We start from the raw sequence: 24,684 nt of genomic DNA, 5'->3' as shown, positions 1-24,684 counted from the left end.
AGTTTTGTATACTAAGATGCTGGATGTAATAATTACCAAGGGAAACATTTGTATAATGGCAGAATCCGTACCATTGATTAGAAAATCAATTATAACTTAAATTTAGTTAAAAAATAATAATAAATCTTAATTTTAAACTGTTTTTTTAATCTATACGCTATACACATTGTTGGATAATTATAGCTATTTCAAATACAGACATTTTTTTTCGTAGTCAATAATTGCCTTTCCTCTTTTAAGGATATCAGCTCCAATAATACCGTCTACAGGCTCTGCATGATGTGCTATTAATGCTGCATTTACATGATTAAGATCAAATAAAACAAGAGATATTCTTTTTCTCGACCAACTTCCGATTTGTATAGCGTTTTTTTGTGAAAGTTGTGTTAGCATATCAGTAGCACCTGCTCCAGCAGCTTTTACATCGCTATCCTGGGCAAAAAGAGAAAACTTATCTACAGCTTCAAACCCAACACAAGAATTAGAAGCACCAGTATCAACAATAAAATTACCTTCTACATCATTTAATATTGCTTTAACTTCAAAATGATTTGTTTTTGTAAAAACTAATTTGATTCTGTGGTATTCTTTTTGGTTTAAAAATTTTCGAAGTGTACTCATGCTTTATTTTGAAGAAACTTGGGTAAAAGTAGTATAATTAAAATAAATAAAACAATACTTATTCTATACCAAAGGTAGTTTAGAGAATAAGAATGTTCAACCTCGCCATAATATACAAATGCAGCCCAATAATAAGGTGATTTTTGAACATTAGGGATACCTTCCGTGTCCAGATAGTCTAGCTTGGCACGATGTATTGCTTTTGCTTTGGGAATAGAATGATTAAGATTTTTGTAAAAGTTTTTCATTACTATAGCAGTAGTTTTGTCATTTACCTTCCATAGTGAAAAGAGTATATTTTCTACTCCTGCATAATGAAAACCTCTGCCAATACTAATAGGGCCTTCTCCTTTTGCTAACCTGCCAACTCCGGTTTCGCAGGCACTTAGAACTACCAGATTAGCATTAAGTTGTGTTCCATATAGTTGATTAACCAGAATGTTCTGATCTCTAAATTGTATAGAGGCTGGTCTGGAAAAATTTCCAGATTCGGCATGTGTAGACAAATGAATAATATCATGTTCTTTTGCCAATTTAATAAATCGTAGATAAGTTGCTTGTTCTTTTTCTATAAAATCACCATTAAAATATTGCTGTATAGATTTGCTTTCGTTTTTTGAAAATGAGAGCTCTATTTCGGTATTTTCAAAAACAGGGAACACACCCAGAACAGTTTTTTCCTGAAGGCTTTTAGGATTAGATCTTAAATATTTACTAGCCGAAATCTCATAACTTACTTCGGTGGATCTTAATAAAAAAGACATTTTGCCAAAATTCATAGAGTTAGTGTCTTTTAGCAATAAGGTTTCAAAAGGAATAAAAGAGAGAAGACCATCGGGAATGATTAATAACCTTTTAGATTGCCTGGGAATTTTTAATACGTTAAAAAGCTCGGTAGCATTTTTTGTGAATTCGTTTATATCACGGGTAATCATCGAAGCATTGTCGAAATAATGAATGTACTTTTTGACGATGTTTTTTAAATAAACAGGATTTTCTATTTTTTTGATCTCAAAAGAATCTTGGGTAATTACAAATTGATATATGTTTCGATTTCCGTAAAAATATTCAATCAAAGTAGTATGGTCTTTTTTTAATTTTTTCTGAAGAGAAGGAATAGAAATGCTTTTTTGATACTGAAGTAATTTGGGATATGTGTAATGAAGTTTTTTGAGCACCTTTTTAAGAGCAATAGATGTAGTGTCATGGGCTGTAGTCCATTTTTGAATTTGAGCAATACTGGCATCTCCCCCTTTTAGTTTTTCTTTTAAAATTAGAGTCTCATATGATATTAATGCGGAATTAAGTCGGTTTTTATTTGAAACTACAGGGTCACTTTTGTATTGTGATAGTATTTTTTTTGATATTAAAGCCTGATTTACAAAAGGGGCTTTAGAATGCTCGGCTGCCCGAAATGCCTGGATACTATATTTTTCCTCTTTTTTGGATTTGTAAATGGTAAAAAGAATATCAATATAGGTCTCTGTTCTGTTTCTGTTTTGACCATGTTGAATGATTCGAGTGTCTTGAAGCGGGTATAAAACATTTAGTTTAGAGTTTACTTCAAAGGTTAAATCAAAGGCGGTTATAGCTAGAAGAGGCTTCTTTGTTTGTTGATAAATATAGGCGTGAATGTCTAGAGCCTTTAGTAGAAGTCTATCTGCAATAAGGTGTTCTTTAGATGGTAAATCAGTATTTACCGAATATCCCGGTAGGAGAGCGGCATATATTTCTTTCAGGGTTTTTTGAATTTCTCCAAATTCTGATTTGGATAATAAAATATCGATATATGCCAATTGCCATTTGACAGTAATTCTGGCAGATGTGTTTTTATTTTTGAGTAATTGAGACCTGGCCTGTACAATATAATCCTTAGCATTTTTAAATTCTTTTTTTTCTAAAGCAGCGGCTGCAAGAACCTGATAAGCGTTTATTTGATTTGCATCTATGGCGATTACTTTATCTGCAAAAGTTTTTGCTTTGTTATAGTCACCAGAATCCAGGTAGTTTGTGGCTGTGTTTGTTAGTAAATTGATGTTTTTTGGATCAATATCTAAACCTTGTTTAAGTATTTCGAGAGCTTTTAGGTAATTTCCTTGGTTATGATATACGATAGAAAGATTAGTAATCCCCGAAATAATTTTTGAAGTATTCTCAGATTGTTCAGCTAAATATAAATAGTTTTTTATTGTGGTCTCAGCTTTTGGTAAATCTCCAACTTCTGTATAGATGTTACCAAGAGGTTGTAGGCAATTTTCGATTATATCATAATCGATAAGTCCTTTTTCATAATATGTTTTCCAGGCAGTTTCATAATGTAAAATGGCAGTTGGTTTATGGTTAAACTGATTGTGATAATACCCCAGATTACAATTTACGATTACCCAAGCTAATTGATCTGCTTTTGTATGAAGCTGATTTTTTTTTGAAGCAATAATTTTACTTAACCTTAGCGCTTCAGAATTCGAAGGTTTTTGTATAAAGTGATCTAATTGATCATATAAAAACGCTGAGGTTTTTGTTTTTTGTTGTGCCTGTAGTATTGGATTACCTATCCACAGGGACAGAGCAGCAATACATAGAATTGTTCTAAAACTTCCAAATTCCATAGAATTGAATTTGAGAGTTAGGACTATCAAAATTATGAACATATCTAACTCCCAGACTTGGTCCTATTCTTACAGCCCCCAAATTTATTCCAACAAAAACACCAGTCTGTATATTTGTAAAGTCATCTTTTATTTCTTGTGTTTCTGCAACATCAAGATCAGGGTTTCGAATAATTTCTGGGGGAGTTGGGCCATTATTTCTAATAATCGTAAAACCTTCTCCTGTGGTTTCCTGATCATTTTTGCTGGTAATATCCATTTTTAATTGAACACCTGCTCCCATGGCAAAAAAGTTGTTGAAATTATAGCGAAATGATCCGGGAACAGCATAAATAGAAATGTTATTAAATGTATTGGCTTCAGAGAACTGAATTAAGCTCTCGGTACCGTTTGCATCTACAGTAGTAGTGTTAAAGTTTCGTAGTTCATCATAAGAAGATGCAGATGCCATTATCTCGGCCTGATAATACCCTCTGTAAGATTTAAAAGGAGATAGTGTTGCTCCTACAAAGTATTCTTTTTGGTTATTGAGTTCGGGAACCACAATATATCCTGCTTTTGCACCAATAGAAATACCAGGCATAAATCGGGTAGTTGCATAGTTGGTGATAATAGGTTCGTTTTTATCAAAATATATTGCAGTACGGCTTTTGGTCTTTTTTTTATGAAAGTCTTTACTAAATTTCATAGAATATTTTACAAATCCTTTGGTCGAATCTATTTCGGTTACATTCTTTTGTTGGCTTCCGGGGAGATAAATTCGGTTAAACTGAAAAATGATCTTGTCTTTTTTCAAAATAGTATCAAGACAACTATAATTAACTTCTCTTTCTTTAGGACAGATAGGGCATTCGGGATACATACCGTCAATTCGTAATGTAGATTTGTCAAACATTTCTGGAGTGTCTACTACTAGTTTTATAGTATTGGCAGGACCTTCTCCATTATTTTGAAAACGTACTTTAAATTTGAGACGTTTAAATCGTACTAACCGGTAGTTCATTAGCCAACCATTAGAAGACATTTTATTTGGATCATGAGAAGTAACAATTTCCATTTCTGTATCCTTCACGGTATGGTTGTCAAAATTTTCATCAGGAACATAGATACTTCTTAGTGTAACAATGGCACTGGTATCTTTGATCATTTCAGGTGTTGTTTTTAAAGTTCTGAAAATGTTTCGTTCTTCACCAGGTTGCATATCATTAAATGCTATAACCTGATAATTGCGATATAATGATTTGGATTCTTCTAGAGTAAGTGGAAGGTTTTTTCTTTTGGTAGTGTCCTGAACAAATAATGTTCTATTTTGTAGAATGGTATGAGTTGCAGAGGCTAATAAAGTATGGTTGTCGTTTTGAGAGAGCGTTTCAGAAATAATGGGTAGCGGAATAATCTTTTCACCATGGTGCAATCGGGTGTCTTCTAGAATAAAATTATCATTTTTGAATTGATTGTCATTATAAAATAAGTACAATTTACCACTAGAAATATAGTTATTGGTATTCTTATAACCTGTTATAAATACCATTTCCTGATCTGGGATAGGCTCACGGTTTCGTTTTAGAATTAAATCATGATCTTCAATAAAGGGAGAGTTAGAGTCTACAGAAGCCTCGTCGGATGCATCACTTACGGTTATTGATTTGGGTCTACTTGCTGGAGGTTTCCCATTATCATAATTATTAGTTGCCCAAAGTTTGGCTTCGTATGTCCCTGGAGATGTATATCGATGTACAGGTTTTTCTTTAAAACTATAATTACCATCACCAAACTCCCAATAGTAGGTGTAAAAAGCTTTGGGAGCACCTGCAATTTGATTTAGAGGAGGCATCTCTGCTCCGTAAATTACTTGGTTCCCATTAATCTCATAGGATATAGGTGCAATTCTTGGTATGGTATCATTTGTAAGTATTTGTCCAGAACACAGAAATGGAAATAATACTGTACAGTATAAGATGATGTAGCCCCTCATGATTTGTTGTTAGTAGTTACTAAAGATAAGTAAAAAGTTAAATTAGAAATATTGATAAAAATATTCCGGGAGATTACCTCCCGGAATATATGCTGGAATTTGCCGTAACCCCCGCTAACTAATTTACATATTCCAGCATAATTTTTGTTTTATGGTAACCCATTTATTAATGCTATTAATTCGGCTTCAGTACCTGTGGTGGTAGATCCAATCATTTCTACGTGATCTTCAACAATAGTTGCACCCTGGATTGCATATGTATACGCACCATCCTGAACAGATACAAATATGAAATGTACTTCTAATCCGATAGGGATTTGCCCGTAATGCTCAGAGAATAATTCGGTTTCTTCATTATAAATATCCAATAGTGCTAATGCGGTTGGTTCACCATCATAAGACACATATACATTACAATTCGTATTGTCGTATCCTTCAGGAGCATCTACATAAATAACAGTTTTTGGCCTTGGGTCATTATACCAACGATCGATATTGGTCCACCCAAAATTATTAATGAAACCAGAATATCCAGTTACTCCTGTTCCGTTAGGTCCTTCTCCTTGACCAAGATCAATATCCCCTTCCTCATTTTCTTCCCAAACAACATCGCAGTCTATTACATCGCTGTCGCAACCATTTTCTTCAGCTTTAAACAGCCTCATTTCAGGATCAAAATCTTCATTTGGCGAAAAAATATCAAATCCACTTGCAAGTTGCAGTTGATTTCCATTCTGTTTTGCATTTATAAAAAATTCTCCAGCAGATTTTAAAGTTTCAACATTACCATTTGGGCGTTTACCATTGGTTGGCATTTTGGTTAGTAGCATTTTGGCTTTATCATAGATTTCTATTAATTCAATAGTAACACTTCCGCTAACGGGATCGCCATTTTGATCTAAAAAACTATTAGGAAGAAAATGTAGCTGCGTACCTTCTTCTCCGTACATATATCCTCCCGATTCAGCATTCATTGCAAAAGTCTGCATTGCTCCTTTACGGTTGTCCTTAATTGCTTTTTGTAACTCTACCCCATCTATGATTTTTTCGATGCTAATATCATTATCATCATTTTTACAGCTTCCTAATAAAAGAATAGTTATACCTAAAAGTAAAAAATTCATCATCGCTTTTTTTGCATTCCTACTATTCTTCAGTACTGCAATCGTTCTATTTGATGTTTTCATAATTTTCGAAATTTTGTTGTTTACACCATCAGATCAATAGCTTTGATTTTTTGTTACCCTTATCTTGATAACTTTTTTTAAATTAGTTGCTTATATTCACTATTTATGGGAAACACCAAATTTCATTCTGATCAGAAATACATTGAAGCTCTTTTGAAGAATGATACAGTAATCTTATCCGAGATTTATGATAAATTCGCTCCGAAAGTAGTTGGGTATATAAAAAACAATAGTGGAGATGAATCCAGAGCTCAGGATATTATCCAGGAAACATTAATCACTATTTATAAACAAGCAAAAGAGAAAGGACTACAACTTACTTGTCCGTTTGATGCCTATTTCTTCCTATTGTGTAAGCGTAAATGGTTGAATGAATTAAAAAAGCATTCTAATAATCAGGTAACAATTAATGAAGAGATTGTATCTATAGATGATGAGAGTGTTCGTTTTGTAGAAGAAACTGAAATTTTTAATGCAAAACACGAACTTTTTAAAGAGATGTTTGATCAATTAGGTAAAGCTTGTAAAGAATTACTGAAAGCAACTTTTACTATAAAATCTATGGAAGAAGTAGCTTTAAAACTAGGGCAATCCTATGGATATGTTCGTAAAAAGAAGTCTTTATGTATTGGCCAATTAACAAAACTTGTTCAAAACACTCCTAAGTTTAATAAAATAAAGAATTTGTTATGACCCCAGAAGAAAAATACGAGCTGTTTGATCGGTTCTGTAGCAACGAGCTTTCTGCTACCGAAAAAGAAACACTAACAAAATTGATTAGAGAGAATGAGTCTATTGCAAAAGAACTTAAGTTATATCAAGAGTTGAATTCACATCTTGATACACGTTTTACTTCGGAAAAAGAGGAAGAAGCATTAGAAAATAATTTGAAAGCGATTGGAAATTCGCACTTCAACAGGAAAGCAACTACAAAAGAAACCAAAATGATAAGAATGCCTGCTTGGGCATATGCCGCGGCTGCAAGTGTAGCTATAATTTTTGGAGTATACTTTTTTGGTCAAAGCAGTCCTACATATAATGATTTTGCAAATATTCCTGAATTATCAATTACAGAAAGAGGAAATACAGAAAAGAATAGTAAGAATGCTGAATATGCTTTTAACTCTAAAGATTATGCTGAAGCCGAAAAACACCTATTGATATTACTGTCAAAAGATAAAAATAATACAGAATATCAATTCTATTATGGATTATCATTATTAGAACAAGATAAATATGTAGCAACTACTCGGGTTTTCGAAAAATTGTATCAAGGGAACTCGGGATATAAATACAAAGCATTATGGTTTGAAGCATTAAACCAGCTAAAACAAAAAAAATATGATCAATGCGCTGCGTTGTTAAAGAATATACCTGAAGATGCCGAAGATTACCTTCGGGCCCAAGAATTGTTGAAAAAAATGTAATGTGTTGTGATCTATTAATTTGCCTCTTGTATGGCGAACCTTAAAATAAGTTCAATAACAAAAGCAACACATTGCTGATTGGTATTAACTCTAATTTAATACTTTTGCGGCATGATACTAACCGATACCCATACCCATATTTATAGCGAAGCCTTTGATGAAGATCAGGATGAAATGATGCAACGTGCTATAAAAAATGGTGTGACACGCTTTTTTGTTCCTGCTATTGATTCTACATATACCAAAGCTATGTATGCAATAGAAACCAAGTATCCCGAACATGTTTTTTTGATGATGGGACTGCACCCTACACATGTAAAAGAAAATTACAAAGAGGAACTTGTATTTGTAGAGGATGAACTCAAAAAACGTTCTAATAAAGAGACGGGTAAGGATTTTTATGCAATAGGGGAGATAGGCATAGATTTATATTGGGATAAAACTTTTTTGGCAGCTCAGCAAGAAGCCTTTAGGTATCAAATCCAGTTGGCAAAAAAACACAAGTTACCTATTGTAATACATTGTCGTGAAGCTTTTGAAGAGGTTTTTGAAGTATTAGAATCAGAAAAAAGTGATGACCTATTTGGGATTTTTCATTGTTTTACAGGAACCATAGACGATGCCAATCGAGCTATTGGGTATAATATGAAATTAGGAATAGGAGGAGTTGTTACTTTTAAGAATGGTAAAATAGATACGTTTTTAAATCAGATTTCATTAGATCATATTGTTCTGGAGACAGATGCTCCATATTTGGCACCAACTCCGTATCGAGGTAAACGTAATGAAAGTTCTTATTTACTTAATATCCTAGAAAAACTGTCAGAGATATATCAAAAACCTATTGAAGAAATAGCCGCAATCACTACCAAAAACTCTAGTGATATATTTGGTATTTAGACCAATAAAATATGATTTAATTTTCGTTCATTTGCCATATGATTACTTCGCCAAACATATTACTTATTTATACTGGAGGAACCATTGGAATGGTTAAAGATTTCAAGACTGGTGCTCTGGTAGCTTTTGATTTTGATGAGCTATTATTAAACATTCCAGAACTCAAACAATTAGATTGTAATATTAATACCATTAGTTTTGATAAACCTATTGATTCTTCTGATATGAATGTTGATCGATGGAAAGAATTAGGAGAAATTATCAATGTCAATTATAAAAAATATGACGGGTTTGTTGTTTTACATGGAAGTGATACCATGTCTTATACAGCATCTGCGATTAGTTTTATGTTTGAAAATCTGGCTAAACCTATTATTTTTACCGGCTCTCAATTGCCAATAGGGGATTTGCGAACAGATGCAAAAGAGAATCTGATCACAGCAGTTCAGATTTCGGCATTACAAGAAAAAGGAAAGCCTGTAATTACAGAGGTAGGACTCTATTTTGAATATAAATTACTTAGAGCCAATAGAACTACTAAGATTAATGCAGAACATTTTGAAGCATTTCAATCCCTTAATTATCCATCTTTGGTAGAATCTGGAGTACATCTTAAGGTTAATACACCTTTTTTACTAACGTGTAACCGACGAAAGAAGATGGTATACCACACACATTTTGATAATAATGTTGTTATTGTTAAGATGTTTCCGGGGATTAATGAGAGTATTTTGAAAAGTATTTTCTCTTTAGAAGCTATAAAAGGAGTTGTTTTAGAAACATATGGAGCAGGTAATACAACGACAAAAAAATGGTTTACCACTATAATTTCTGATCTTATACAAAAAGGAATACCAGTAGTTAATGTTACACAATGTATAGGTGGAAGTGTAGAAATGGGGAAGTATGATACGAGTATTGCACTAAAAAAAGCAGGTGTTATATCAGGAAAAGACATTACTACAGAGGCCGCAGTAGCAAAATTGATGTATTTATTAGGTGAAAAATTACCACTTAAAGTCCTCAAAACCATTTATGAAACCTCTCTGCGTGGTGAAATGTCAGAAAATTAACGCCTCAAATTTCAATAGTTAACATTTTTTTTGTTATTTGCCCATCCTTATTTTTTTAGGGGAAAACCTAGAGAGGTGGCCGAGTGGTCGAAGGCGCACGCCTGGAAAGTGTGTATACGTCAAAAGCGTATCGAGGGTTCGAATCCCTTCCTCTCTGCATTATTATCAATTTTTTAATAAATTTTATATTATTTTTATATCTTTAACCCTTTAACTAATTAAAATTAAGAATCAGCGCAATGAAAAGATTATTTTCTATTCTGGCAATCGCAGCAGTAATGACTTTTGGAAACTTACAAGCATCTACTGCACCTGCCCAGTTATTAACGGCAAATGTGCAATTACTAATTGCTCCTATAACTAATACGACAACAATTCAAGAAGAAGCGGTATCCGAGGCTACTACAGATGAACTATCTTTTCATCAAAACCTTAAAAGACGTTTTATTGAAGGAGGTCCTCAATTCATGGGTATCGTACTTTTATGTTTGATCTTAGGTCTTGCGATAGCAATTGAAAGAATTATCTTTTTAAATCTTTCTACAACAAATACTAAGAAATTACAACAAAATGTAGAAGATGCATTAAACAGTGGTGGTATTGAAGCTGCAAAAGAGGTATGTAGAAATACAAAAGGACCTGTTGCATCGATTTATTATCAAGGTCTTGACAGAGCAGACGAAAGTATAGACGCAGCAGAGAAATCAGTTGTAGCATACGGAGGTGTTCAAATGGGACAATTAGAGAAAAATGTATCTTGGATATCATTATTTATCGCTCTTGCTCCAATGCTTGGATTTATGGGAACGGTAATTGGTATGATTACGGCATTTGATAAAATTGCGGCTGCAGATGATATGCAACCTTCTCTTGTAGCAGGTGGTATTAAAGTAGCACTTCTTACTACTGTATTTGGACTTATTGTTGCAATTATTCTTCAAATATTCTATAACTATATCGTTGCGAAAATTGATAGAATTGTAAATGATATGGAAGATGCTTCGATTACTTTGATCGATATTTTGGTAGATTACAAGAAAAAGAAATAATTGATGTTTCTAATAAAAATCTGATTTAGAAGATTTTTAATTTACACTTTTATTTAATTAAGGGTTACCTGTGAGTAATCCAAACAAAAAATTAGTAACATGAAAATTTCAAAAATATTATCATATATCGTAATGGCTATAGGTGCTATAGGCGCACTTTTATTGTTCTTAATGAGCAATAACTTTGATGGTCTTATGGAGAAATATGGTATTACAGAAACCAAAGATTTTGTTAGAGAAGGAGGATCGATGGATGTTTTAAAAGAAGCAACATCATTGGTGAACCCGTTATATACTCTTACAGTTGTAGTCTTTATTGGTGTAATAGTAGTTACTTTGATTGCTGTTTTCTCTTCTTTAGCTAAAAACCCAGGAGGTCTTAAAAATACTGCAATTGGTATTGTTGCTTTCCTTGTTGTTGTGGGCATTGGTTTTGTTGTGGCAGAAGGAGTAGAAGCTCCTTTAAACGATGGAGGAATGCTTTCAGAAAGTGGCTCTAAATGGGTAGGAACAGGATTGTATACATTTTACTTTTTGGCTGCTATTGCAGTTGGGTTGATGTTCTTTTCTGGTATTAAGAAACTAATTAAGTAAACAATTATGGCAAGAAGAGCAGCACCAGAAGTTAATGCAGGATCTATGGCAGATATTGCATTCTTACTTCTTATATTTTTCTTGGTTACTACTACTATCGAAACCGATACTGGTATTAGCCGTAAGCTCCCTCCTCCTCAAGAGGAAGAAATAGAGCCGCCAGTTCTTAAACAAAAAAATATTTTTGTTGTAGAATTGAATAAGAACAACGATTTATTGGTAGAAGAAGCTCCTATGGAATTGAAAGATCTTCGGGAAGCTGCTATTAAGTTCTTAGATAATGGTGGTGGAAGAGGAGAAGAAGCTTGTGATTACTGTCAAGGAGATAGAGATCCTTCTTCTTCAGATAATCCTACTAAAGCGGTTATATCTTTAAATAATAATAGAGAGACAAATTACGGTGCATATATAGCAGTTCAAAATGAATTGGTGGCAGCGTATACTACATTGCGTAATAGAGAAGCACAACGTCTTTATGGTAAAACATTTGTACAAATGGAAGCCGATTTTAAAGATGTAAATTATTCTGGAAGTAAGACTAAACTTAAAGAAGATATCAAAAAGATACAATTTTTGTTTCCTGAAAAACTTTCAGAAGCTGAGCCTAAAAAATAGAAATAACATAAAACAGAATTCTTATGTCTAAGTTTAAAAAGAAAAAGAGTGGTGAATTACCTCCCGTTTCTACGGCATCATTACCGGATATTGTATTTATGTTATTGTTTTTCTTTATGGTTGCAACGGTGATGCGTAAAAATACGCTGATGATAGATAATAAATTACCTTTTGCAGATCAAATAGAAAAACTAGATAAAAAAAATCTAGTAATGTATATCTATGCAGGAAAACCTAGTTCAAGATATCGTGCAAGTGCAGGTAGCCAAGCTAGAATCCAGCTTAATGATAAATTTGCTGATGTAAGCGAAGTAAAAGCGTTTGTGTTGGCAGAGAGAGCAGCAAAAAGAGAGGAAGAAGTTCCGTTTCTAATTACAGCTCTTAAGATAGATGGAAAGACCAATATGGGTCTTGTAGGTGATATCAAAAAAGAATTAAGAGAAGTTCAGGCATTAAAGATTAATTATACAACCAAATCTGGTAAAGCTTCAGATAATTTTAAATAGTATACTATTTATTATCGTAGCATAAATGTCTAAATGATACTAAAAAATCCTGCCCAAAGGCAGGATTTTTTAGTACTACTCCTTCCGCCATTCCCGAAAATGGCATAACAATTGTTGCTAGTTTTATAGTAGCTGTGATCTATCGTTTTATAGCATCAATATCTAACCTTTCAAAGTGATATTGAATATATAGATAAAATGGTTGTAATACGAAATGAATTCTCAAACCCTCTAAAATATATATAGCTTATTTTTTGTTTCTGTTAAGAGATAATATACGTGAGTTATGAAGGTTTTTCAGATATAGTTTCTGTATGTTTTTCTTCTGCATATTTCTTGTCACTTATGATCATAGTTTCTTGATTCTGTAAGTAATTATTAACTAAATATGTTTATTATGACAAGAAGATTAGCACCAAGTGTTAATGCGGGATCTATGGCTGATATCGCATTTTTATTACTCATCTTTTTTTTAGTTTCTACTAAGATGGAAACAGATCATGGGATCACTAGAAAATTACCACCTCCCGCAGATGATGACCCTGCAGAAACAATTATTAAAGAAAAAAATCTCTTTAAGGTAGAACTAAATCAACTTAATGAGTTGTTGGTAGAAGGCACTGTAATGGAGATTTCTGCTCTTAAAGATGCCACTATTGCGTTTTTGGATAATGGAGGAGAGTCAGATGGTCTGGCTTGTGATTATTGTAAGGGAGAAGGTGATGTTACATCTTCTGATCATCCAAGTAAGGCAATTATATCTCTTATTAATAGTCGTGAGACAAATTATGCAACTTATGTAGCCGTGCAAAATGAATTAGTAGCTGCGTATATCGAGTTACGTAATCGAGAAGCAAAAAGACTATATGGTATCTCATTTATAGAAATGAAGAAAAATTTAAAAGGCGCTCGTAATCTTAATGATAAAGAGGTGTTAAGAGAACGAATTAAGAAAATTCAATCCCTATTCCCAGAAAAACTTTCTGAAGCAGAACCTAGAAATCAATACTAACTTAATTTTTGTAATTATGTCTAAATTTAAAAACAAGAAAAACACTCAGTTGCCGGAGATTTCAACCGCATCACTACCCGATATTGTATTTATGTTATTATTTTTCTTTATGGTTGCTACGGTAATACGGAACAATACATTAATGATAGAGAACAAATTACCTGTCGCAGATCAAATAGAAAAATTAGATAATAAGAATTTAATTATGAATGTATATGCTGGAAAACCAAGTTCTAGGTACAAGAATATAGGTTCTGAAGCCAGAATTCAACTTAATGATAAGTTTGCGGATATAAGGGATATAAAAGCATTTGTTTTGGCAGAAAGAGCTTCTAAAACAGATGCGCTGCTTCCTTTTTTAATAACTTCTTTAAAGATAGATAAGAATACCAAAATGGGACTGGTAGGTGATATTAAGAATGAACTAAGGAAAGTTCATGCACTTAAAATTAATTATGCCACCAAAATCGGAGAAGCAAATGACAATTTTTAGTATATCTGTTTAATTAATAATAAGAATCCTGCCTTTGGGCAGGATTTTGTGTGATTTCGTTTTGTTTTTATAAACTTTGTCTTATTTCTAAAGAAATAGATTTATTTTAGTGATCTATATGAAAAAATTGTTTGCATTCATTGTATTTTATTTGTTTGTGTTTCTTTCTTCGGGACAGGAGACCCAGCAAGATTCTACTCAAGAAATAGAAATAGATTCTTTATATCGAGAAGATCAGTTTTACGTAGGAGTAACATTTAACCTGTTACTTAATAAACCAAAAGGTGTGAGTCAATCTGGTTTTTCAGGAGGGTTACATTTAGGATTTATACGGGATATGCCAATCAATAAAAGACGCAATGTTGCTATAGGTCTGGGAGTTGGCTATTCATTGAATGTGTATAATCAGAATTTATTTATAGGAGAACAAGAAAATACAGAACAGAGTATATTTAGTAGTTTAGAAGGTATTGATTACAGTACTAATAGATTTACCACACATTTGGTAGAGGCTCCTTTTGAGTTTAGATGGCGTACATCTACTCCTGAAACCCATAAATTTTATAGGATTTATACTGGCGTTAGAGTGGGATACCTGTATTCTTTTAAGTCTAATTTTAAACAACCAGGAAATAGGGTAAGACAAACAAAATTGGATGAGTTAAATCGATGGAGAATAGGAGCAACGTTCACTTTTGGGTGGAATACCTTTAATTTTCATTTCTACTATAGTTTAAATACTTTATTCAATAGCGATGCGGTAATTCAGGGAGAATCTGTAGGATTGAATACTGCAAAAATAGGATTGATGTTCTATATTTTATAGCCAGAAATTTGCTAAAGTAAGTTGCGGGATTATTCCTATTAGGAACCCCAGGATTAATTCTAGATTACTATGTGCTTTGCAGTGTAATCTGGATGTGGCTACCAGACCATTAAAAATCATCAACATGGCTATTAGGATAGTTAAATTAAGCCCAAAATGAATACTTAGCGCAACGGTAAACATGGTAATTCCACTAATACCAATCATATGTAAACTTGCTTTTATATTAAACAATACCATGAAAATTGCACTTAATGATGAAAACAGAATTCCTAAAAAGAAAAAATATAACTCGGGATAATGATATACATCAATGACCATTTTGATAACCACTATGAGTAAAATAGATTGTAGTAATAGTGGGATTTTACGCTGTTTTACATTTTCAAGATGTATTGAGGTGATGGTTCCTGTACTTTTTAATAAAAAGAATAATACAATGGGTATTAGAATAGTAAGAATAATTAATCCAAAGACTTTGGCTCTAATAATCTCAATAGGAATAAATCTTGGAGCAGTACTAAAATAAATTATTGCACCCAAAAGGGGCATCAATAATGGATGTAAAATATAAGAAACACTTCTAAGAAAAAAATTCATTAAATTTTCTTTCGTAGTCTGGCAACAGGAATATCTAATTGTTCCCTGTATTTGGCTACAGTTCTTCTGGCTATGGGATATCCTTTCTCTTTAAGGATTTTGGCAAGCTTTTCATCCGTAAGGGGTTTTTTCTTGTCTTCTTCACCTATAGTTATTTCCAGTATTTTTTTAATTTCTCTAGTAGAAACTTCTTCACCTTGATCATTGGTCATTGATTCAGAAAAGAACTCTTTGATAAGTTTTGTTCCATAAGGAGTATCAACATATTTACTATTTGCCACTCTTGAAACGGTGCTTACATCCATAGAGATCTCGTCGGCAATGTCTTTTAAAATCATTGGTTTGAGATTTCTTTCGTCTCCACTAAGGAAATAACTTTTTTGATAGTGCATTATTGCACTCATAGTAATAAAAAGTGTCTGCTGTCTTTGTTTTACAGCTTCGATAAACCATTTTGCAGCATCTAACTTTTGTTTGATAAACATAACAGCATCCTTTTGTGATTTAGACTTTTCTTTACTGGCTTTATACCCCTGAAGCATGTTGTTGTATTCTCTCGATACATGAAGTTCTGGAGCATTACGACCGTTTAAAGTTAGCTCAAGTTCTCCATCTGCAATTCTAATTGTAAAGTCAGGAACTACATGTTCAATCAAACGATTGTTTCCTGCATAGGCTCCTCCCGGTTTAGGATTAAGGTGTTCAATTTCATCAATTGCTTCTTTTAGCTGTTCTTCAGTGATGTCAAATTTCACTAAAAGTTTATCATAATGCTTTTTGCTAAAATGATCAAATGCTTTTTTTAGAATCCCTGAAGCTAATTTTATTGGGATGGTAGTTTCTTTTCTATCCAGTTGAATCCAAAGACATTCTTGCAAATTACGAGCACCAACACCTGCGGGATCCAGTTGATGAACAATTTGTAAGATATTTTCTATTTTTTCTTCGGTAGTATATACGTTTTGAGTGAAAGCTAAATCATCTAAAATATCAGATAAAGACCTTCTTATATAACCACTTTCATCGACACTACCAACAAGAAATTCGGCTATTTCTCTTTCTTCATCATTAAATCGATAGGTGTTTAATTGATTAACCAAGTGTTGATGGAATGATGTTCCGGAGGCATAGGGAACACTTTTTTCCTCATCATCAGCACTATAATTGTTAGAGCTAAGCCTGTAACTAGGAATCTCATCATCACTAAGATATTCATCAACATTGATATCTGCCTCTATTTTTTCGGTTCCATAGTCTTCTTCTGCAGAGTTTTCGTTACTAAACGCGTCTTCAAATTCATCCGCTTTATCTTTTCCGCTATCAAGAGCAGGGTTTTCTTCCATCTCCTGTTTCAAACGTTGTTCGAATGCTTGCGTAGGAAGTTGAATCAACTTCATGAGTTGAATCTGCTGTGGAGAAAGTTTTTGAGAAAGCTTAAAATTTAATTGTTGTTTTAGCATAAAAAATTGTCAATGTTCTTCTACTCACAAAAATAAACAAAAAACACTGTTTTTAAAGAAGTATAAGATGGTTAGTTTATTTAAAAAATGCTATAAAACCATAATTGGGATGATTTTATTTTTCGATGTAATCAATAAACGGGCCAAAAGTAATTATAATATGTAATAAACGATGTTTTTTAAGATATAAACCGGTCAATGTTGTTTGGTTATGGATAAGATTTGAAATTCCTTGCCATACTACGATTGTCGAAGTGTTTTCAGGTTTATGATCTTAAATATCGTGGATAGGTTTAAATGTGAAATTAAAAGCCAGATTTAAAGGTTTTTATGGGTTTAATTAGGGATTCGATTTCCAGACCACACTCTGTAGAGTAGAGGGTAGGTGGTTGTATTTCGACAAACCCAGCAGAATTATTGAGAATAGTATTTTTTGAACCTTTAATAGAATTAAAGTGTAAAGCAAAATGTGTATGTCTCCTTTTGATGTTTTTTTATACATGTGTATACAGAAATCCTAGACAAAGGATATTATACATGGAGCGAAAAGAAAACACTAAGGAACAAATAATTTACTTTTAATAGCATAAATAACCAAGCCTGTTCTATTTTTAAGACTTAGTTTTTCAAAAATAGAATCTCGATATCCTTCAATTGTTTTTGGGCTTAAACACATGTCATTTGCAATTTCTTTATAAGTTTTCTCGGTACAGGCGTGTTTAATAAATTCTACTTCTCGATCTTTGAGTACTACATTATTTTCTTCTTTAGGATTTAGGGAGCCTAGTAGTAAATTAGTTACATCTTTTGTGTGGTAGAAACCTGTTTCCTGTACCTGGATAAGCGCATTTTCCAGAATGCTTTTTTCAGTATCTTTTAAGAGATATCCTTTTGCACCAGCTCTAAGCATTTTAAGAATTGTACTTTCATCTTCTTCTACAGAGAGCGCTAATACCTTAACTTGTGGGTATTGTTCTTTTAATGCTGCTGTAGTTTCAATCCCATTCATAATAGGCATGTTGATATCCATAAGTACGATATCAGGGATATTTTTAGGATCTTTAAATCGGGTAAGTAGTTCTTTACCGTTTTTACAGATATATAGAATTTTAAATTTAGCGAACCCATTAACCAACCCAGATAATGCCTGGGATAGTAAAATATGATCTTCTACAATTACTACTGAGTATTTCATGATTGACAATACTTATTATTTGTGTGAATAGTTTTCTTTACAAAGTTAGTTAACTTCATTGTCTAATGCCATCGAACTTTCTTTTTTATATGGATAGGTTAGTGTTATTGCTGTTCCTTTCCCTTTTTGCGATGTTATTTGTACAATGGCATCGATTAATTTTCCTCTGTTTTGCATATTACTTAATCCTATCCCTCTTTTGGTTGGGCAGTCTATCTGATCAAAACCAACACCGTTATCTTTTGCATGGATTACTAACTTATCGGCATCATAATGTACATCTACATCCAGATTTGTAGCTTTAGAATGTTTGATAGTATTCGTAAAGAATTCTTGCAATATTCTAAAGATGATGATCTCGGCCTTATCATCCAGTACTTCTATTTCTTCATTACTGGTGATTGCAGCTTTAATAAACTGCATGCGGTTAAATCGTTCTATTTCTAATGTTATGGCTTCTGTGAGACTTAAGCTTTTTATAGTATCTGGGTTGATTAGTTTTGATAATGATCGCAGTTCTGTAAGACTTTTGGTTATGGTCTCGGTAACCTCTTCTAGTTTCTCGGGGTCATCCTGAGCTATGTTGACTTGTATTTTGGCCAATGTGAGTAGCTGGCCAATATTATCATGTAACTCCCAGCTAATATTGCGCAGTGTTTCTTCTCTGATCTCGATCTGAGTCTCTGCAATAGCTTTTTCAAACTTTTTTTCAGTTTCTTTTTGCTGTAATAGCAAACTATTTTTCCTTTTTTGAAAGATGATAAAAAGTCCAATAATAATGACTACAAGAATTACTAAAATAATACTGGCTACTAATATTCCTGTTTCTTGCTGCTCCATATAAATCCAATTATAAAACAAGTATTTGATATTGCAATCAAAGTGTATAAAATCAAAAATAAATTACTCAATTTTTGAATATCGGCATAATAATTAATAGTAATACTAAATGGGATGTATCCAGCATAACATAATAGTAAACCAACACTAATCCAGAAAAGTAAATTTTTTTTAACATAAAGCACTTTTTCACTTTTCAAAATTTCTATAAAATAGAGAATAATAGCTAGGATTAAAAAACTAGATCCTACGATAAAGGAAATAGTCTGTGACCTAGTCAGGAAATCCTCAAAAAATGCATTAATAATACAGACAATACTGTATATGATAGCAAAATAACTTATTAATAACTTTCTTTTTTTACTGTGTAATACATGCCAATACGTAAAAAATAAATAAATAAAATGTATAACATAAAATGAATTAATTAACCCTTTGTTGTTTGGGATGTCAAGATATTCCCTCATGCTAAAAGCAGAATATTCTATAAAAACTATAAACCATAAATAAAATAGAAAATACTTTAATATTGAATTTTTATATTTATAAAAATATATAGATCCAATAATAGCGGTAACTAATTCTATAATTAGTGTAGAGAAATCCCTAAAGAATACTATTAAATTATCATAATTCATTTTTTACTATTGTTAATTGAGATTTAGTAGATGATAAACTTGTTATTGAGCTTCTCCATCAGGGGGACTTACTTGTCCTCCTTGACCATATAAAGAAGTAGGCTCATCATAAGTGTTTAATAGATTAGAAAAAGAGAAAACGCTAGCTTTTGAATAATTTTTACCGGGTTTTTCACAATTAAAATTATTGATATCATCAATAATTACGATCTTTGGTCTATTTCCCGATTCATCAATAGCATAAGCTAAATTCATTGTTTCACCATCAATAGTATCTTGAATAGTAGGGTTGAAAAATAACATTTGTTGTCCTGGGTATTTTGGATGTTCATTAGAGTATTTACCAAAATAAAAGCGTAAGCCAGAAATTTTATTACCTGTTTTTTCAGTTATCTGTTCAACAAAACTAAAATAATTTACTAATTCTTGATATTTAAATGTAATGGTTCTGGATGCTCGAAAAGCATCATTAAACTGTTGCTCATATTTTTCAATAGAGTCAGTACGACTTTTGTATTTTTTGTATAGTTTTTGACCTTTACATAAATCTATAATTTGTTTAGGGTCTCCATCAGGTAAATAAAGTACTTCTTTATTAATTATTTCCTGATCAATTTGATCTTTTTTCTCACAAGTACTTAATAAAAAAGTAAGTATTGCAGTGATAATAATAACAATCGGATATCCAATAAAGTTCGTTTTTTTGTCCATTTTTTTAGGTTTATTAAGATTTTTGTGTTGTGATTACCAGAAAAATTAATTAGGTTGTTTTTGATTACGGTTGACATTAATTAAATTCTAGTCTTCACCGAAATGACAGTTTTTTTAAATCTCCATATAAATAAAGAGACTTTATCTGCAATTAAAAATACTATTATTCTGTAGTTTTAAAAAAGTAATGGCGTATTTTGTTAAAACAAAAACACATCAAACCATTGATAATAAGTGTCTTTGGGGTTGTTTTAGGAGTTTTGGAGTATATGCAGGTTTTGAAAAAAGGGGGTTTTACCCCTTTCTAAAAAAGGGATTCGACTCTTTTGCAGAATTAAAAATTCTTATTATAAATACCATAAAGAGAGAGTGTTCTTTGTGAGAAACAAATATGAATTTTATAAAAAAAGAATACTAAAATGATTTATTTATAGCAGAAACTACATTAATTGCTGTTAATTTCTGAGTATTGTTTTTATCAATAGTAACTATTAGGAGACTGTTTTTCTATGTATTAAAAACCCGGTTATAAAACAACTATTCATTATAATAGTAAAAATACTATTTAGAATAAAAAGAGCTGAGGAATCATTATGATTTGCATAATAATCCCTTACAATACGAAAAGGCATTTTTCCTACATAATAAATCAATAATCCGACACTAATCCAGAACAAGAAATCTTTAGTGCTTTCCTGGATTTGCTCTGATTTTAATAATTCTGCATAATAAAAAATAATAGAAGTCATTAATAGAAATGCACCTAAGAGAAACGGAATACTTTGTAATTGATTTAGATAATTTTCATAGAACCCACTTATAAAAAGAGTGATTATATAGAATATCATAAAATACATGATAAAGTGTTTGCTTGTTTTTTCTTTAATATGTTGATGGTACATAAAAAATAAAAATAAGAAAGTAAGAGAGGTAGATATATTATACAATATTAGGTTGTTAGAATTGGGAAACCAATGTCTTGTATTATAGCCAATAATATCATTGATAAAGATATAAATCAGAAAAATGGAAAACCATTTTAACAGACCTTTTGTCTTATAGGTAAACAAAAAAAACAACCCAATAAGTGCAGCGATGCATTCGCTACCAAAAGCAACTTTTCTCAATACTATTAGAAGCTCTATTTTATTGTCCATATTCTGGAGGGGTTGCTCCTAGCTCGTTGGCAATAAGACTAAATTTATCGTTGTCATTTCTTTTCCCTAAAAAGGATACATCATCTGTCTTACCACGACTTCGGCTAAAATGGCTAAATCCGTTATTTTTATCTAACAATTCTACTTTGCCATCATTGTTAAGTGTATATCCTATATGTAAAATATGATTGTCATATTTTTTTTCTAAGGTAGGAGCAATGAAGATAGTTTGATGCCTTGCGTTTATGTCACTTCCGGTAGAGGAGACATATGTATTTGGGTATAATGCAAAGTAGAAACGTAGTCCAGTTGTTTTTATACCCGCCTTTTGTGATAACTCATCGACATATGATAAATAGCTGCGTAACTCAGAAATTTCATAAAACATGGATCTTGTGGGTTTAAAAGAACCGTCGTTTGAATTCGAATTAACAACTTCGCTAATTAAATCGGCTCTATCATCATAAGCCTTATATATTCTTTGTGCTTGTTCAAAACTGATAATATTTTTTGGTCTGCTTCGATTAGATTTTTCTTGACCTAGTTTTCCTTCTAAATCTTTAATTTTTGTTTCTAAGGTTTCAATTTTTCTTATATATTCTTCTTCCTCAAGAACTTCTATAGTTGAGTCCTGTTGGCAGGAATGTAAAAAGAATAAGCTAGTAGTTAATGCTAGGAATAAGGCATACCATGTACTGCCGTTCGTTGGTTTTTTCATGACGATTACTTTTGGTTAAAAATTATTATTTTCCAATGTAAGAGTCTTCATGTTTGGTTTTAAGAATACTCGTGATATTGAAAGTGTATTTTAGATATTGTATTGATATATAGGGAAATATCTAAAATAGGCTTTCAAAAATACAACTATTATCTGATTATAAAATTATTCCTTGCAATGTGTAGAAAAATAAATTACTCTGTCTGGAGAAAAGAAGAAAATAACTAGTTTTATTTTTGCAATATAAGTTCCATTTTGATATTACTACGTTGATAGGGAGGGTGATCTTCCATAGGAATTTCTTTAAAACCATATTTACCATAAATGTAGATTGCATTTTCTAAAATTCTATTAGAGTATAGAAGCAATTTTTTCCAGCCTTGAGTTGCAGAAAATTCAATACAAAATTCTAATAATTGCTGCCCGATTTTTTGACCTTGAAATTTTGGAGAAACAGCCATTTTTCCTAATTCATAAATACCATCTTCGATTTTGATTAGTGAAAAAGTACCAGCTATGTTATTGTCTGCTTTTGCAAAAAAGATAAATCCTCCTTGATTGATAATAGTGTGCTCACATTGTTCTAATAATTCTGCGTCATGTGGTTCTACTACAAAATATTTTTCTAGCCATTCTATATTAAGAGCTGCGAAGTCTTTTGCGTATTTTGGGTCAAAAGGAATGATAGAAGTGTTCATTGCGATATTAAAACTTTAAAATTTGTGATTAGCCTTACGATTCGAATATCAATCAATATGTAAGATCATTATTGTATTCTGGATTAAACCAAGCCATATGAATAGGAGTCTCTATACTATGATCAAGATTCTTAATTTTTTGATTATGTTTTCCTTCATTTATAAATCCTAGTTTTTCATAAAATTGAACGGTATTTGTGTTATTCTCTCGAACGAATAATTCAACACGAAGGATATGAGGATATGATGTTTTGATTTTGGTTAAAAAACTTGTGAAAAGTAATTTTCCGAGACCTTGTCCCTGAAATTCTGGGTTAACGACAATGGTAAGATCTGTTAATATATGTCTGAATGCAGAAATATGTATACGATATGCATGGATTTCTGCGATGATCTGATGTTCATGTTTTGGATGAGCAATTGCCAATATCAAACCATCAGATATACTTTTATGTACAAAGTCTTGTATGTAGTCTATGGTGATTTCGTTTGATACCCGTATAATCCCACCAGGTTGTTCACCAATTTTTTTATAAAGCTGATAAATATTTTGAATATCTGATATCTGTACTGCTCTTACTATATGCATTATGAGGTGTACTTTTCTAGTATTTGTTGATGTAATGGTTTTTCTCTTAGTTTGCTTTCGAAATGAGTAACATGATCTGCAAGATTTGTTGATGAGAAGGTTGTTAGTGCTGTTACTTGCTGATCAATTACTTTCCATAACGGAATCATAATTTGATGTGTTTCATTACCCTTTTTGGTTAATTGAAATAGCTTTTTTCTTTTATCAGATGTATCGATTTTATATTCAACCAACCCTTTTTCCATTAGTTTTTTTAATGCTTGGGTGATTGCAGGTTGTGTGTAAAGTAGTTTTTCTTGTATGTCTGTAGTCGTAGTATGACCTTGATCTATGATGATTTTAAAAATTGGAAATAGATAAGGGTCAAAATCAATATTACAAGAAGTATATACAATTTGAATTTCTTTCATCACAAATTCACTTAGGCGTTTTAGTCTGGACCCTAAACCCAATTCTGCGTATTCTTGTAATTTATCTTGCATAAGTATTTATATAAGTACTTATGCAAATGTATAAAATATTTTTGAATTATTTAGATAGTAGGAGGAAGGAAGACCTTTAAGAATCTAAAAAACTATATTTTTTACAACTCTACTTTAACTTTTAAACATTTCTTCTGGCGGTAAAGGACATTCGGGGGTATCTAATTTTTGTATTGAGGTGGTACCATTTAATCCTTCTTTATGTAATAACCAGTAATCATTAAAGACAGATTTATAACAGATCTCAATTGTTATTTTTTCTTTTCTTTCATAAATCCAGTGTCTTAATTTTGGGTCATGTGCAAGCTGCATCCAATAAAAACTTTCATTAGCAGAGATTACTGAGTTATAAATTCCTCTATTCGAAATCCCTGTACTTATAGAATCAGGGACTTTGGCTTTGTTAAACAGATCCCACCAGCTTTTTGTGACCTGTCCATCGTATGTAATCCTAACTCCTTCGATTATAGCAGGCCCTGTGCCTTTATTGTGTAGAGGGATTTTTAAATATTCTAGTGCTTTATCAGACCAACTTTGATCAAAACCGACAGATAATCTAGGCCAGGCATTTGATTTGGTTTGCTCTAAGAGAATATCTGTTTGTTTATTCATGATTGACGCTTGTCGCATAGAAACGATAAGGGCACCACCACTGATAATCAATACGGCAATTGCCAGAAGCATTTGCGAATCATACTTTTTTTTCATT

The 24,684-nt window shown here is 32.0% G+C and carries 26 protein-coding genes and 1 tRNA gene; 12 read left to right on the top strand and 15 right to left on the bottom strand.

All coding sequences use genetic code 11. From position 1 onward, the window contains the following. Positions 1 to 183: 183 nt before the first annotated feature. From DG435_RS22570 to DG435_RS22555, 4 genes are all read right to left on the bottom strand, one after another. A complete protein-coding gene (locus tag DG435_RS22570) occupies positions 184 to 621 on the bottom strand; it encodes a retropepsin-like aspartic protease (RefSeq protein ID WP_106791921.1) in 438 nt (145 codons plus the stop codon). Continuing rightward, positions 618 to 3,230: a CHAT domain-containing protein gene (locus tag DG435_RS22565; protein WP_159025515.1), complete on the bottom strand. Its 2,613-nt coding sequence runs from the start codon at positions 3,228 to 3,230 to the stop codon at positions 618 to 620. Before DG435_RS22565 ends, DG435_RS22570 begins: the two co-directional genes overlap by 4 nt. After that, positions 3,211 to 5,205 (bottom strand): PKD domain-containing protein, encoded by a 1,995-nt coding sequence (locus DG435_RS22560; protein WP_106791923.1) that lies wholly within the window; start codon positions 5,203 to 5,205, stop codon positions 3,211 to 3,213. Before DG435_RS22560 ends, DG435_RS22565 begins: the two co-directional genes overlap by 20 nt. Positions 5,206 to 5,354: 149 nt before the next feature. Further along, positions 5,355 to 6,392 carry a hypothetical protein gene (locus tag DG435_RS22555; protein WP_106791924.1) on the bottom strand — a complete coding sequence of 346 codons (1,038 nt, stop codon included), beginning with the start codon at positions 6,390 to 6,392 and terminating at the stop codon, positions 5,355 to 5,357. Between the two features lie 105 nt (positions 6,393 to 6,497). On the opposite strand from DG435_RS22555, the gene DG435_RS22550 reads away from it, so the two are divergent. The 12 genes from DG435_RS22550 to DG435_RS22495 all read left to right on the top strand — a co-directional run bounded on the left by DG435_RS22550 (position 6,498) and on the right by DG435_RS22495 (position 14,887). Beyond that, positions 6,498 to 7,085: an RNA polymerase sigma factor gene (locus DG435_RS22550; RefSeq protein ID WP_106791925.1), complete on the top strand. Its 588-nt coding sequence runs from the start codon at positions 6,498 to 6,500 to the stop codon at positions 7,083 to 7,085. After that, positions 7,082 to 7,819 carry a M48 family metallopeptidase gene (locus DG435_RS22545; RefSeq protein ID WP_106791926.1) on the top strand — a complete coding sequence of 246 codons (738 nt, stop codon included), beginning with the start codon at positions 7,082 to 7,084 and terminating at the stop codon, positions 7,817 to 7,819. Before DG435_RS22550 ends, DG435_RS22545 begins: the two co-directional genes overlap by 4 nt. 111 nt (positions 7,820 to 7,930) lie before the next feature. Then, positions 7,931 to 8,719 carry a TatD family hydrolase gene (locus DG435_RS22540; RefSeq protein WP_106791927.1) on the top strand — a complete coding sequence of 263 codons (789 nt, stop codon included), beginning with the start codon at positions 7,931 to 7,933 and terminating at the stop codon, positions 8,717 to 8,719. 38 nt (positions 8,720 to 8,757) lie between these two features. Then, positions 8,758 to 9,792 carry an asparaginase gene (locus DG435_RS22535; RefSeq protein ID WP_106791928.1) on the top strand — a complete coding sequence of 345 codons (1,035 nt, stop codon included), beginning with the start codon at positions 8,758 to 8,760 and terminating at the stop codon, positions 9,790 to 9,792. A gap of 69 nt (positions 9,793 to 9,861) precedes the next feature. Beyond that, positions 9,862 to 9,949, top strand: a tRNA-Ser gene (locus DG435_RS22530). An 82-nt stretch (positions 9,950 to 10,031) separates the two neighbouring features. Further along, positions 10,032 to 10,841 (top strand): MotA/TolQ/ExbB proton channel family protein, encoded by an 810-nt coding sequence (locus DG435_RS22525; protein WP_024772272.1) that lies wholly within the window; start codon positions 10,032 to 10,034, stop codon positions 10,839 to 10,841. A 99-nt stretch (positions 10,842 to 10,940) separates the two neighbouring features. After that, a complete protein-coding gene (locus DG435_RS22520; protein ID WP_106791929.1) occupies positions 10,941 to 11,435 on the top strand; it encodes a hypothetical protein in 495 nt (164 codons plus the stop codon). A 6-nt stretch (positions 11,436 to 11,441) separates the two neighbouring features. After that, positions 11,442 to 12,050, top strand: coding sequence for a biopolymer transporter ExbD (locus DG435_RS22515; protein ID WP_024772274.1), 609 nt, complete (start codon positions 11,442 to 11,444; stop codon positions 12,048 to 12,050). 23 nt (positions 12,051 to 12,073) lie between these two features. After that, positions 12,074 to 12,556: a biopolymer transporter ExbD gene (locus DG435_RS22510; RefSeq protein WP_024772275.1), complete on the top strand. Its 483-nt coding sequence runs from the start codon at positions 12,074 to 12,076 to the stop codon at positions 12,554 to 12,556. Between the two features lie 397 nt (positions 12,557 to 12,953). Then, the gene (locus DG435_RS22505) at positions 12,954 to 13,568 is read left to right on the top strand and encodes a biopolymer transporter ExbD (protein WP_106791930.1); all 615 of its coding nucleotides are present in this window, start codon (positions 12,954 to 12,956) and stop codon (positions 13,566 to 13,568) included. Between the two features lie 16 nt (positions 13,569 to 13,584). Beyond that, positions 13,585 to 14,061: a biopolymer transporter ExbD gene (locus tag DG435_RS22500; protein ID WP_024772276.1), complete on the top strand. Its 477-nt coding sequence runs from the start codon at positions 13,585 to 13,587 to the stop codon at positions 14,059 to 14,061. 118 nt (positions 14,062 to 14,179) lie between these two features. Further along, positions 14,180 to 14,887, top strand: coding sequence for a porin family protein (locus DG435_RS22495; protein ID WP_106791931.1), 708 nt, complete (start codon positions 14,180 to 14,182; stop codon positions 14,885 to 14,887). Here the strand turns inward: DG435_RS22495 and DG435_RS22490 are convergent. The 11 genes from DG435_RS22490 to DG435_RS22430 form a co-directional block, all read right to left on the bottom strand. Then, positions 14,882 to 15,487, bottom strand: coding sequence for a hypothetical protein (locus DG435_RS22490; RefSeq protein ID WP_024772278.1), 606 nt, complete (start codon positions 15,485 to 15,487; stop codon positions 14,882 to 14,884). The two genes, DG435_RS22495 and DG435_RS22490, sit on opposite strands and share 6 nt — an antisense overlap. Next, positions 15,487 to 16,947 (bottom strand): RNA polymerase factor sigma-54, encoded by a 1,461-nt coding sequence (rpoN, locus tag DG435_RS22485; RefSeq protein WP_024772279.1) that lies wholly within the window; start codon positions 16,945 to 16,947, stop codon positions 15,487 to 15,489. Before rpoN ends, DG435_RS22490 begins: the two co-directional genes overlap by 1 nt. Positions 16,948 to 17,503: 556 nt before the next feature. Then, complete coding sequence (locus DG435_RS22480; RefSeq protein ID WP_024772280.1) at positions 17,504 to 18,145, bottom strand: response regulator transcription factor; 642 nt, start codon at positions 18,143 to 18,145, stop codon at positions 17,504 to 17,506. Between the two features lie 42 nt (positions 18,146 to 18,187). Continuing rightward, a complete protein-coding gene (locus tag DG435_RS22475) occupies positions 18,188 to 18,982 on the bottom strand; it encodes a sensor histidine kinase (protein ID WP_106791932.1) in 795 nt (264 codons plus the stop codon). Between the two features lie 680 nt (positions 18,983 to 19,662). Continuing rightward, positions 19,663 to 20,331, bottom strand: coding sequence for a hypothetical protein (locus tag DG435_RS22465; protein WP_106791934.1), 669 nt, complete (start codon positions 20,329 to 20,331; stop codon positions 19,663 to 19,665). A 491-nt stretch (positions 20,332 to 20,822) separates the two neighbouring features. Next, positions 20,823 to 21,488 carry a hypothetical protein gene (locus DG435_RS22455; protein ID WP_106791936.1) on the bottom strand — a complete coding sequence of 222 codons (666 nt, stop codon included), beginning with the start codon at positions 21,486 to 21,488 and terminating at the stop codon, positions 20,823 to 20,825. After that, positions 21,478 to 22,206 carry a hypothetical protein gene (locus tag DG435_RS22450; protein ID WP_106791937.1) on the bottom strand — a complete coding sequence of 243 codons (729 nt, stop codon included), beginning with the start codon at positions 22,204 to 22,206 and terminating at the stop codon, positions 21,478 to 21,480. The genes DG435_RS22455 and DG435_RS22450 overlap by 11 nt, the downstream gene beginning before the upstream one ends. A 230-nt stretch (positions 22,207 to 22,436) precedes the next feature. Beyond that, positions 22,437 to 22,904: a GNAT family N-acetyltransferase gene (locus DG435_RS22445; RefSeq protein WP_106791938.1), complete on the bottom strand. Its 468-nt coding sequence runs from the start codon at positions 22,902 to 22,904 to the stop codon at positions 22,437 to 22,439. Positions 22,905 to 22,956: 52 nt separating this feature from the next. Further along, a complete protein-coding gene (locus tag DG435_RS22440) occupies positions 22,957 to 23,493 on the bottom strand; it encodes a GNAT family N-acetyltransferase (protein ID WP_106791939.1) in 537 nt (178 codons plus the stop codon). Beyond that, positions 23,493 to 23,975, bottom strand: a complete 483-nt coding sequence (locus tag DG435_RS22435) for a MarR family winged helix-turn-helix transcriptional regulator (RefSeq protein ID WP_106791940.1) — start codon at positions 23,973 to 23,975, stop codon at positions 23,493 to 23,495. Before DG435_RS22435 ends, DG435_RS22440 begins: the two co-directional genes overlap by 1 nt. Positions 23,976 to 24,089: 114 nt before the next feature. Then, positions 24,090 to 24,683, bottom strand: coding sequence for a hypothetical protein (locus DG435_RS22430; protein WP_106791941.1), 594 nt, complete (start codon positions 24,681 to 24,683; stop codon positions 24,090 to 24,092). Between the last annotated feature and the right edge of the window lies 1 nt (position 24,684).

Origin of the sequence: Aquimarina sp. Aq78, assembly GCF_900299525.1 — a bacterium.
Lineage (GTDB): Bacteria > Bacteroidota > Bacteroidia > Flavobacteriales > Flavobacteriaceae > Aquimarina.
Note: the sequence above shows the minus strand (reverse complement) of the source record. Positions and strands in the feature narration are given on the sequence as shown.